Origin of the sequence: Nitrosomonas sp. Nm51 (assembly GCF_900111165.1) — a bacterium.
In the GTDB taxonomy this organism is placed as follows: Bacteria; Pseudomonadota; Gammaproteobacteria; order Burkholderiales; family Nitrosomonadaceae; genus Nitrosomonas.
The window spans coordinates 1-12,297 of record NZ_FOGH01000066.1; the positions used below are offsets into that span (position 1 = coordinate 1).

Here is a 12,297-nt window from a genome sequence, read left to right on the forward strand (position 1 = left end):
GCGGCTATCTGGAATTTCAGTATATGTGCATGGGATTTATGCTGTGGAAAGATGATTTATGATTATCACTGTTGATATTTGTGGGTAATAGGCAGTGCTAGCGGTCACCTTGCCTATTATGTTGGTTGCTGCATTGCTCATTTTACTCGAGGATGGTTTCCCCATTTTCTACCGCCAGGAAAGAGTTGGTAAAAGCGGAGAAACATTTATGGTATTGAAATTTCGCAGCATGCGCAAAAACGCTGAAAAAGACAAAGAACCTCAATGGGCGTCAACCAACGATCCACGGATCACTAAAGTCGGCAGCATTATCCGCAAATTACGCATTGACGAATTACCCCAAATCGTCAACGTACTCAAAAATGAAATGAGTTTCGTAGGACCTCGCCCTGAGCGGCCCTATTTTGTCAATATGCTCAATGCCCAGGTACCCTATTATGGTGTACGGCACAGTGTCAAGCCAGGCATAACCGGTTGGGCTCAGGTTCGTTATCCGTATGGTTCTTCAGTCGAAGATGCCATTGAGAAATTGCAATACGATTTATATTATGTCAAAAATCACAGTCTGTTTCTTGACGCAATAATTTTAATCTTGACAGTCGAAGTCGTTTTAATGGGCAAAGGCAGCAGATAATCCGATTCGCGGCACCTGTTATGTGGACAAACATTGCGACTATCAGTTATTCAGCGACGGCAGTCGCGTTCCTGTTTTTATCCATTCTATTGCTGACAAGCTGGCGTGGCAGATTGTATGGCATGATGCTGGCCATTGCCTGCGTCGTATCAGCGCTATGGGCCGCCACTACCGCCATCAACACTGTCTGGGGCTATTCATTTACATCGCTGGTGATTATTCTGGAAATTTTGAGAAACGCAAGCTGGTCAGCCTTTCTCATTCTGCTGATAGGCCCTTTCCAGACTAAATCCGACAATTTGCCGCAACCGCGGTTCAGACGCTCTGTTATCTTCATTACGCTGGTTTATTTATTCTTTATAAGCTACTCAATCTATGCATTTCAGGATGATTCGCTTGCCCCTGGCATACCCATCAAAAACCTGACCGCTATTATGGGTTGTATGATCATGGCGATCATCGGCATCATCCTGGTTGAACAGTTTTACAGAAACACACCCCCAGAAAAACGCTGGGGTATCAAATTTATCTGTCTGGGTATCGGTACAATTTTCACCTATGACTTTTATCTCTTCAGTGACGCGCTGCTATTCAGATACATCAATTTTGATATCTGGGCTACGCGAGGTATTATCAATACAATAACGGTGCCACTGATTGCCGTGTCGGCGGCACGCAATCCAAAATGGACAGTGGGTATCTCCGTTTCCCGCCAGGTCATTTTTTATACTGCCGCGTCATTCGGCACAGCGATTTACCTGCTTGTTATGGCAGGCACCGGCTATTATCTGCGCTTCTCCGGTGGCAAGTGGGGTTCCATATTACAGGTAAGCTTTTTATTCGGTGCAGTTATCCTGCTTATTGGCATATTATTCTCAGGCACGATCCGGTCATGGTTAAAAGTTTTCATCAGCAAGCATTTTTACAGCTACAACTATGACTACAGGGAGGAATGGCTGCGTTTCACACGCACCTTGTCCGAAGAAAAGGGAGAACTAAAAGAACGCGCCATTCAATCACTTGCACAGCTGGTCGAAAGCCCGGGCGGAGGATTATGGTTGAGGCAGGATACCGGTCTTATTGTTCCGACCGAGCAATGGAATATACCGCACACCAATGAAACCGTGAGAGAAAATAGCTCATTCTGCGAATTTATGGAGCAAAAAGACTGGGTAATTGATTTAAACGAATATCGGACAAATCCGACAACTTATGCCCCGCTGGTCGTTCCGCAGTGGCTTCTGGAAACACCGGATGCCTGGTTTATTATTCCATTGATCCAGCACGGAAAGCTGTTTGGGTTTGTCGTATTGATTAAACCCAGAAGTAAAATCAAACTTAACTGGGAGATTAGAGACCTGCTCAAGGTCGCCGGTAATCAGGCCACCAGTTATCTTGCTCAGGAAGAAGCGTCACGCGCTTTGATGGTAGCCCGGCAATTTGAATCATTTAATCGTATGTCCACATTCGTGGTACATGATTTAAAAAATTTAATTTTTCAATTGTCACTGTTACTATCAAATGCAGAAAAACATAAAAATAATCCTGCATTCCAGGATGATATGATACAAACGGTTAATTTATCCATCGGCAAAATGAAACGTCTGCTTGAAAAACTAAGCAACAGCCATTCACTGGATAAGCCTGATAAAATTTTCTTAAATCAACTGCTACAGGAAATCGTTGAGAGTAAATCTATTTTTGAACCCAGACCTGTATTTGTAGCACATCCAACCGGGTTGGTAGTTTCTGCTGAAAGAACCCGATTGCATCGGGTCATCAGCCACATTGTACAAAATGCGATCGAAGCCACACCAAAAGATGGCACCGTCAAAGTTTGTTTATGCCAGAAAAATAAAAAAGCAGTAATCGAAATTCAAGATACCGGTCATGGCATGAGCGAGAAATTTGTTCAGGAAAGGTTATTCAAGCCATTTGAATCCACCAAATCCGCAGGTATGGGTATTGGTGTTTTTGAAAGCAAAGAGTATATACAAGAGATTGGCGGCACGCTGGAAGTTTCCACCGAGGAAGCCGCTGGCACGACTTTTTTCATCACATTAAATTTATTGAACTCAACTGCTGAAAACGAGCGCATATAAAAACCATTTAAACTGTGAAAAGAAGATAACACTCGCGCTTGTTCTCAAAAAAGGATGGAAAAATTACCGGTAAAATGTCAACTCAATATCCGGAAATGTCCCTTAATTTCGATAATAAGTTTGCGAAATCATTGACCACAAATTCAAGCAATCTTTTTTATTCGATCATTGATCAAATTTCGGACAAACAGACAAACAGTTGAGAACAGGTAATGAATATGTCGAAAAATCGGGAAAAACAAAAGTTGCTGATTATAGAAGATGATCTCGGTTTACAAAAGCAGCTTCGCTGGAATTTCGATAATTATGAAGTTTTCGTCGCTTCTGATCGCGAAAGCGCACTTACCAGCGTTAGACGCCACGAACCCGCGGTGGTCACTATGGACCTGGGTTTGCCGCCTGATCCGGATGGCGCCACCGAAGGACTGGCAACGTTGCAGGAGATACTTGCATTGGCTCCGGATACCAAAATTATTGTACTGACAGGCAACCAGAATCATGCTCATGCGTTAAAAGCAATCGAGATGGGGGCTTATGATTTTCACCAGAAACCGTTCGATCCGGACATGTTAAAACTGGTGGTGGAACGGGCATTTTATTTACATGCAATACAACAAGAAAACCACCGTTTAAATCAGATCCAGGGCAGCTCTCCGATAGACGGAATGATAACGCGCGATCCTGAATTACTAAAAGCATGCCGTAGCATTGAAAAAGTAGCGCCTTCGGATGCAACCGTGATGTTGCTAGGTGAAAGCGGAACGGGCAAGGAAGTGTTGGCAAAAGCATTACATAATTTGAGTAACCGGAAATCAAAACGCTTCATGGCCATTAATTGCGCCGCAATTCCAGAAACACTTCTAGAAAGTGAGTTATTTGGCTATGAAAAAGGCGCTTTTACAGGCGCATCAAAGCAAACGCTGGGTAAAATCGAGCTGGCTGACGGCGGCACCTTTTTTCTCGACGAAGTAGGCGATTTGCCTTTTCAGTTACAGGCAAAACTTTTACGATTTCTTCAGGAAAGAGTTATTGAGCGTATCGGCGGACGTGAAGAAATTCCTGTAGACGTACGTATTGTATGTGCCACACATCAGGATCTCAATAGACTGATGGAAGCTGGAACGTTTCGAGAAGATCTTTATTTCAGGATTAGCGAGATTATCATTACGATCCCGCCTCTGAGAGACCGGGTTGGCGACGCCTTACTGCTGGCTCACCATTTTAAAAACAAATTCTGCGCAAAGGAAAGAAAAGCAACCTTAAATTTCAATCAAGAAGCGATAGCAGCTATTGAGCAGCATCAGTGGAGCGGCAATGTCAGGGAAATTGAAAACTGTATTAAACGCGCTGTGATAATGGCTGAAGACTCGACTATTACAACAGAAGATTTGGGTTTGCAGACAACCGACGCAACTGCCGAGCCGCTTAACCTGAAATCAATACGTGAGCAGGAAGAATGCAAGGCGCTTGTCAAAGCGCTAGCCAGGGCTGATGGAAATGTTGCGCAAGCTGCAAAATTACTCGGTGTCAGCCGTCCTACAATTTATGATTTAATGAGCCGATGCGGTATCAAAACTTAACGTGCCACAGCTTCGCCAAATTTTTTAAGCTATCGAATGGCACATATAACCAGAAACCAAGAGGCCTTAACAAGTGGTTTATTTAGTACATGATCTGATTAATCACTCCGCACACCTTACACCCGATGTAGATGCATTGTCGTATCAGGGACAAAAAAAAAGCTATGAAGCACTTGCAAGCGAAATTGAGCAATTAGCTGCAGGTTTTTTTCACGCAGGGCTTGGCCGTAGTGAACGTCTGGCAGTTTATCTGGAAAAACGTCTGGAATCTGTCAGTGCTTTATTTGCAGCCAACGCCGCCGGAGGCGTCTTTGTACCCGTCAATCCATTACTGAAACCGGAACAGGTCGGCTATATTCTAGCAGACTGCAACGTCCGTATTTTAGTGACGTCAACCGAAAGATTGAAATTGCTGACCGAAGTTTTGCCCTCCTGTCACGATCTTCATACAGTCATCACCATTGATAATAAACCCGGCATTCCGGAAGTTGCCGGGCTAAATATTCTTAATTGGGCGGATCTACATTCCATACGAGCGCCACTTAAATCCAGCCGTGTCATTGATGGCGACATGGCAGCTATTCTTTATACGTCAGGCAGCACCGGAAAACCCAAAGGAGTTGTGTTATCACACCGAAATATTGTTACAGGCGCAAAAAGTGTAGCGCAATACCTTCAAAACGAGCCGAACGACAGAATTTTGTCAGTATTGCCGCTCAGTTTTGATTACGGTTTGAGTCAATTGACCACAGCCTTTCATGTGGGCGCAACCAATGTACTCATGAATTATCTGCTGCCGAGGGATATTATTAGAACAGTTGAAAAAGAAAACATCAGCGGTCTTGCTGCGGTCCCGCCATTATGGATTCAACTGGCTCAGCTTAACTGGGAAAATGCGCAGTCTTTACGCTATATTACCAATTCAGGCGGTGCAATGCCTCGCGCCACGCTTGATCTGCTAGGCAAGGCACTGCCACGTACCCGTATTTTTCTGATGTACGGCTTGACCGAAGCATTTCGATCAACTTATCTTCCGCCAGAAGAAATTGGACGCCGCCCTGACTCAATTGGCCAGGCTATACCCAATGCCGAGATACTGGTATTGCGCGAAGATGGATCTCATTGCGCACCGGGAGAACCGGGAGAACTGGTACATCGCGGCGCACTGGTATCGATGGGATACTGGAACGATTCTGAAAAAACTGCTGCATGCTTCAAACCTATTATTTCACGTCAGAACGGATTAACCCTTCCTGAACTTGCGGTCTGGTCGGGAGACACTGTACGCATGGATGAAGCAGGCTTTCTTTACTTCATTGGGCGTCGAGATGAAATGATCAAAACTTCTGGATATCGGGTAAGCCCGACTGAAATAGAAGAAATCTTATACGCAACCGAAAAAATAGGCGAAACAGTGGCCATTGGTCTGCCTCATCCCGTTCTTGGTCAGGCAATACTGGTTATTGCAACACCACGTGACGGAGCATCACTGGATGCTGCAGATTTACTCGCAGCCTGCAAACAGCACCTTCCCGCCTATATGCTGCCCAGCTACATTGACATTCGCCAAGACAGTTTACCGAGAAGCCCGAACGGTAAAATCGACAGAAAAAAACTATTTCAGGAAATGCAAAATCAATTTATTGAAAACAACTCATGACTGACACTCGATCCCAACATTCCGCTTTTACACAATTCCCGGTGCAAAACGATTGCCTGGAAATCGGCGGTATCCCACTTTCCCGGTTAGCCCAGCGAGTCGGCAGAACACCCTTCTATGCTTATGACCGAAAAAAAATTACCGAGCGTATTCAACTGTTGCGTCAATCACTGCCCGATGACATTCATATACATTATGCAATGAAAGCAAACCCGATGCCGGCAGTCGTACAACACTTGGCAAGCCTGGTAGATGGAATTGATGTTGCTTCTGCGGGTGAAATGCGCATTGCACTCGATACCACCATGCCAGCTGAGCATATCAGCTTTGCTGGACCTGGCAAAACCGAACATGAATTGTCCAGTGCAATCGCTGCAGGTATTGTTTTGAATATAGAATCTGAAAGAGAACTTGCACTGATAACTCGGTTAGGAGATCAATTGGGCATACGCCCCAATTTAGCCATTCGTATTAATCCGGATTTTGAGCTCAAATCCTCAGGTATGAAAATGGGTGGAGGCCCCAAGCAATTCGGTATTGATGCGGAGCTGGTGCCCGCGTTACTGACGAAAATTGGCAGACTCGATCTGAACTTTATTGGTTTTCATATTTTCAGCGGATCACAGAATCTAAAAGCGGAAGCCATTCAAGAAACGCAGAAAAAAACATTGCAATTAGGCCTGAAGCTGGCGGAAAATGCGCCCACGCCTGTGCGCATGCTAAACATCGGCGGGGGCTTTGGCATTCCCTACTTTCCCGGAGAAAAAGCGTTGGACATTCAAGCGATCGGTCAGAATCTGAACGACTTGCTGCCCTCTTTCAAACAACGACTTCCAGAAACACGGATTGTTATAGAACTTGGCCGGTATATCATTGCTGAAGCAGGCATTTATGTTTGTCGCATAATTGAACGCAAACAATCCAGAGGAAAAACATTTTTAATTACCGACGGCGGCCTCCATCATCATCTTGCAGCTACCGGCAATTTTGGACAGGTTATCCGTAAAAATTATCCGGTTATGATCGGTAGCAAAGCACTCTGCACACCCAGAGAAACCGTTTCGGTTGTCGGGCCGTTATGTACACCTTTGGATTTACTGGCAGAACAGATGGAAATGGCGCAAGCGGCGGAAAACGATCTTGTTGTGGTTTTACAATCAGGTGCATATGGACTCACTGCAAGCCCAACCGCGTTTCTGGGCCATCCTGAACCCATGGAAGTTTTGGTTTAGCCGTTTGCTTTAAATCAATATAAATCATGATGTTCTCATTAATTCATTATAATAGAAACATTAGCCATTCTGTTTCAGGCTATGATTCTAAGAAAAAATACAGGAGATATGTATGGGAGGTATTTGCGGTTGGACAGGCTGCAATATGGCGGTTGCCGAGAGCCGCAGGCTTCTTGAAGAGATGACCAAGCCAATAAAGCAGTTTGATAGTCGTCCCGTTCAACTATTCTTTGGAAAAAAATCGGCGCTTGCCGTGAACGGGCATCCTGACAGTGTGCATATTTATCAAAGCCAAGGCTTAATCATTGGAATATTAGGGCACATTCGATTAAGAAACCATCAACCCGGCCAGCATCCTGAAGCGCGTAATATAGCGCAATTTTTTCTGGAAAGCTGGTTGGCCATTGGTGAAAAAGCATTTGCCGATCTAACAGGCGAGTTTACACTCTGCATTATTGATGAAAATAAGAATCAATGTATGCTGGCCGTTGATCGCTTGGGTACCAGATCGCTGGCCTGCCAGGCAAGTGGCGAGCAATTGATTTTTTCAACATCATTGGATGCAATCATAAGGCATCCGCAGGCCAAACCCCAAATTGACGCCCAGAGTCTGTTTAATTATGTTTATTTTCATATGATTCCCAGCCCGGGAACCATTTATAAAAACCAATACCGGTTGTTGCCCGGGCAATATCTGGCGTTCAGGAATAATGGAATCACAACCGATTATTACTGGAAGCCCAGCTTTGATGAATCGAATACGCGCTCGTTTGAAGATCTTAAGGCTGAATTGCATACACGATTACGGTCCAGCATACGCGATGCAGTCGGCAATGAAACTGCCGGCGCGTTTTTAAGCGGCGGAACCGATAGCTCGACCATAGCAGGTGTTCTTGGAGAGGTTACCGGAAAACCTGCGGTAACCTATTCTATTGGCTTCGATGCCAAAGGATATGATGAAATGGAATATGCGCGTATTGCTGCCCGACATTTCTCAACCCAGCACCATGAATATTATGTAACGCCCGATGATGTCGTCACGGCTGTTCCTGAAATTGCAGCGGTTTTTGACCAGCCCTTTGGCAATGCTTCGGCGATACCCGCTTTTTTTTGTGCTCGCATGGCGAAAGCGGACGGCATAACCCGGATTTTAGGCGGTGACGGCGGTGATGAACTGTTCGGTGGAAATGAACGTTATGCCAAACAGTATCTATTTTCGTTGTACTCACATTTGCCTTCGTTTCTCCGTGAGAAGATCCTAGAACCATGGACAAAAAGTGTTTCGGGGAAACAGCTTGCACTCCCGTTTCGAAAAGTTTGCCGATTTGTTGAACAGGCGGCAATTCCAATGCCTGCACGTATGAATACTTATAATCTGCTAATCCGCCATGGCATTACATCAATTTTCACGGCGGACTTTCTGGCGACTGTCGACACCACCCTGCCTGATACGTTAAGTGATCATGCATATCATCAAACAAATGCAAAAAGCCTTATTAACAAGATGCTCGCATATGACTGGAAATTTACACTTGCTGACAATGACCTGCCCAAAGTTGTAAACGCCTGCGAACTCGCTCAAATAGATGTCGCTTTTCCGTTGATTAGCGATGAGCTTCTGTTCTTTTCAACGCAACTCAAACCAGACTATAAAGTAAAAAAAACCAGACTCCGGTATTTTTTCAAAGAGGCGTTAAAAGACTTTTTGCCCAAAGCGATTATTGCTAAGCAAAAACACGGATTCGGCCTGCCATTCGGTGTCTGGTTGCAGGAGCACCCACAACTTAAAGCACTGGCTGCTGACAGCTTGACTGATCTTAAATCACGCAACATGATCAGAAGTGACTTTATAGACACATTACTCGAACAACACTTACAGGAACATGCGGGCTATCATGGCGCCATGATCTGGATACTAATGATGCTGGAACAATGGCATAAACTTCGTAAATTACAATTATAAACAATGGATTAGTAATGAGTGAAACATATAATACTTTCAAAAGAGCGTTTAATTTGATTGAAGCAAACACACCAGCGCTCCGGCGCGAGGTATATCAGTTGCGCTATCAGGTATTTTGCTTGCATTACAAATACTTACCAGCTTCCAGTTATCCAGATGGGCTGGAGAAAGATGAATATGATCAACGTTCAGTACACATGCTTATACAATTTATTCCGACTGGAAAATTCGTCGGTACAGTCCGCTTGATATTACCCGACCAGTCAAACCCTGAAAGTTTGTTTCCCATTGAACTAAACACCCAGATAGACCCTGCGTTATTTAGATTTAATGTTACTACAAGAAAATACACTGCTGAAATTTCCCGTTTTCTCATTTCACCCGATTTTGATCGGAGAAAGCAGAATCGCAGAAAGCCGTCTGAACAAAATCAGCCATCAAATTCTGCGACTACGGCTCAATCAGCTGCAAATCACAACCCTGTGGATGAACGGCGCAAGGGCGAACGGCGCAACAGCGACCGGCGATGCCTCAGTATATATATGGTGCTAATGGCAGCCGTTGTCCGCATGTCAGCAGCAAATGATATCAGATACTGGTTATCCGCCATGGATCCGGCATTAAATCGGTTAGTAGGATTTTCTGGTATGAGAATCGACCCTATTGGCCCTGTGGTAAATTACCATGGTTTACGCCAACCGCATTTTGGAGAAATAAATGATGTGCTCACTAGAACGTATAAACGTAATTATGGCGCTTGGGAAGTAATAACAGACCGCGGAAAATACGCGCAGGAAGAAATTACGATTAAAAAACTTTAGATGTTGTTTGTTATTTCCAGTGCTCTATCCATATGATATTGTCAGGTACAGCATTACTGTGGTGCTATGCAGTAAGGCATGGTACGCAGGAAAGAGTATTCCCTTTTCAAATACTGTAACGCGGTTGCAGGACACCACGGTAACGTCCTGTGGATGAGTCCTGTCAGACGCCCATGCTTCATTGGGCAGCGCTGCTTCTTTTGACAAGTGAGCGATATCCCTGCAAGACATGCCTTGCTATCTACACCGACAAGCGCACTGAACATGCAATATCACATGGATAAAGTATTAATGCTGTATAACCATGTTAATTCTACTAACTAAGGCCGTAGCACGGATCTATAAGCAATAATGCGCAAACAAAATACAAATTATTTTTGTATTCTATTGATATCTATCTTTTTTGTCATAACTGACGTTAAGGCGGAAAACCACTATCGTATAGTAACGCATCCCGATGTAAACGAGGTGAGTATAACCAAAAACTATTTACGCGCAATCTTTAGTATGCGCCTTCGTACCTGGCCGAACGGCCTGGTCATCAAAGTATTCGTGCTACCGGACGACAATCCTCTGCATCATAGGTTTTCAAAAGAACAATTAAGCTTGTTTCCCTACCAATTGCGGCAGTCGTGGGATCGTTTGGTGTTTTCAGGCACGGGACAGGCACCAATAACAGTGGCTTCAGATGAAGAAATGTATAACAGAATCAAAAATACACCGGGCGCTATCGGATACTTAGACACTTCTTATATCGATGATGAAATCCATGTGCTACAGATTAAATAGTCGACAGTTATTTTCTATTATCGCCCTGCTCAAAGCATTGACGATCTTGTCAGCGTTCATGCTATCGATGCATACTTCTTCCGTTTTTGCACAAGAAAAAACGAACGGGACCGGTTTAGGAAATGAAAATCCGGAATCTTCCACATGGTTTACTGCCAAAAATTTACTCGACAATCTGCAGATACAGGGATTTGCCAGCCAGGCTTTTATTGCCACATCCGATAATGATGTGTTTGGCAATACGGACGAAGGCGGTAGCTTTGGTTTTACAGAGTTAGGATTAAACGCGCTGTTACGCCCGCTCCCAAGATTGCAATTATCCGGGCAAATGCTCTCTCGACGGGCTGGTAAAGACAATAATGGCACGCCCCGCCTTGATTTTGCATTTTTCGATTATACGATATATTCGCACGAAACCAATCAATTTGGCATCCGTTTTGGCCGGCTTAAAAACCCATTTGGCTTTTACAATGACACGCGTGATGTGCCGTTTACGCGACCCAGTATTTTATTACCACAATCAATTTATTTTGATAGAACCAGAAATGTAGGACTGTCAGCTGACTCGATTCAGTTTTATGGCGAAACTTCGAACGCCAAATGGGGGGATTTTACAGTCCAATTTGGCATCACCCGGCCTATCGTCGATGATCGGGATACCGAAATTTCATTATTAGGCCCCAATCTGACGGGTAACTTATCTCCCGATGTTTCACTCATTGGACGCGGCCTTTATGAAACCCCTAACAAGCGTTTTCGGTTCGCAGTCAGCGGCGTATGGTTCAATGCTAACTACAAGCCTGGAGTAAATGATCCAATTTCAGTCAGCCCGGGATCAATTCAATTTTCCCCGATTTACATATCTGCCCAATACAACACCGAACGCTGGAGCCTGACTTCAGAATATGCGCTTCGAAAATTCAGATATTCAAATTTCGAGGATTCAAGGCTTGATAGCCAAGATTTTTTTGGCGAGAGTTTTTATTTTCAGGGGGAATATCGGTTTAGTCACAAATGGGAAGCGTTAATACGTTATGACATGCTCTTCACTGACAGAAGCGACCGTGATGGCAGTGAATTTGCAGCAGCAACCAAAATACCAGCCCATACTCGTTTTGCCAAAGATTTGACTGTTGGACTACGCTGGAACATCACTCCACGTATCATGGCGCGTTTAGAGTATCATCGAATTAATGGAACGGCATGGCTTGCGCCATTAGACAATCCAGACGCATTTGACACAACCAAAAACTGGAATCTTTTTGCCGCACAGCTTTCTTTCCGTTTCTAGACATAAATATATCTGACCAGATGTCACAGATTATCAAAAAAGAAACGCATACTGTTGAACCTATTTTCCTCAGTTAGACCTACAAAAATTGGCTTAAACGTAGTACTGTTGGAGCTTTCGGGTTAAAGAGAGGAGTCACCCAATGGGTGAAATCGAATTTGAGCAAAGCAAGCTTGTAAAAGCAGTGGAGATAGCGGTTCAGGAGATGGATCAGAGTACTCGGGA

The 12,297-nt window shown here is 44.3% G+C and carries 8 protein-coding genes and 1 pseudogene; all 9 read left to right on the top strand.

The genetic code is table 11. The features are described from left to right. Positions 1-94 precede the first annotated feature (94 nt). A pseudogene (locus tag BMY60_RS13710) lies at positions 95-634 on the top strand (sugar transferase); the annotation flags it as partial. A gap of 20 nt (positions 635-654) precedes the next feature. Continuing rightward, the gene (prsK, locus tag BMY60_RS13715; protein WP_090334390.1) at positions 655-2,736 is read left to right on the top strand and encodes an XrtA/PEP-CTERM system histidine kinase PrsK; all 2,082 of its coding nucleotides are present in this window, start codon (positions 655-657) and stop codon (positions 2,734-2,736) included. Between the two features lie 212 nt (positions 2,737-2,948). Beyond that, the gene (gene prsR, locus BMY60_RS13720; RefSeq protein ID WP_371264221.1) at positions 2,949-4,316 is read left to right on the top strand and encodes a PEP-CTERM-box response regulator transcription factor; all 1,368 of its coding nucleotides are present in this window, start codon (positions 2,949-2,951) and stop codon (positions 4,314-4,316) included. 73 nt (positions 4,317-4,389) lie between these two features. Then, positions 4,390-5,976, top strand: coding sequence for an acyl-CoA ligase (AMP-forming), exosortase A system-associated (locus tag BMY60_RS13725; RefSeq protein WP_090334391.1), 1,587 nt, complete (start codon positions 4,390-4,392; stop codon positions 5,974-5,976). Continuing rightward, the gene (locus BMY60_RS13730; RefSeq protein ID WP_090334393.1) at positions 5,973-7,208 is read left to right on the top strand and encodes a pyridoxal-dependent decarboxylase, exosortase A system-associated; all 1,236 of its coding nucleotides are present in this window, start codon (positions 5,973-5,975) and stop codon (positions 7,206-7,208) included. Before BMY60_RS13725 ends, BMY60_RS13730 begins: the two co-directional genes overlap by 4 nt. 112 nt (positions 7,209-7,320) lie before the next feature. Continuing rightward, on the top strand, positions 7,321-9,171 hold the full coding sequence (locus tag BMY60_RS13735) for an asparagine synthetase B family protein (protein WP_090334395.1): 1,851 nt from the start codon (positions 7,321-7,323) through the stop codon (positions 9,169-9,171). A gap of 14 nt (positions 9,172-9,185) precedes the next feature. Then, positions 9,186-9,992 (top strand): PEP-CTERM/exosortase system-associated acyltransferase, encoded by an 807-nt coding sequence (locus BMY60_RS13740; protein WP_090334396.1) that lies wholly within the window; start codon positions 9,186-9,188, stop codon positions 9,990-9,992. 507 nt (positions 9,993-10,499) lie between these two features. Then, positions 10,500-10,781, top strand: a complete 282-nt coding sequence (locus BMY60_RS16070; RefSeq protein ID WP_256250858.1) for a hypothetical protein — start codon at positions 10,500-10,502, stop codon at positions 10,779-10,781. Beyond that, the gene (locus BMY60_RS13750) at positions 10,762-12,072 is read left to right on the top strand and encodes an OprO/OprP family phosphate-selective porin (RefSeq protein ID WP_218141706.1); all 1,311 of its coding nucleotides are present in this window, start codon (positions 10,762-10,764) and stop codon (positions 12,070-12,072) included. The genes BMY60_RS16070 and BMY60_RS13750 overlap by 20 nt, the downstream gene beginning before the upstream one ends. Positions 12,073-12,297 lie beyond the last annotated feature (225 nt).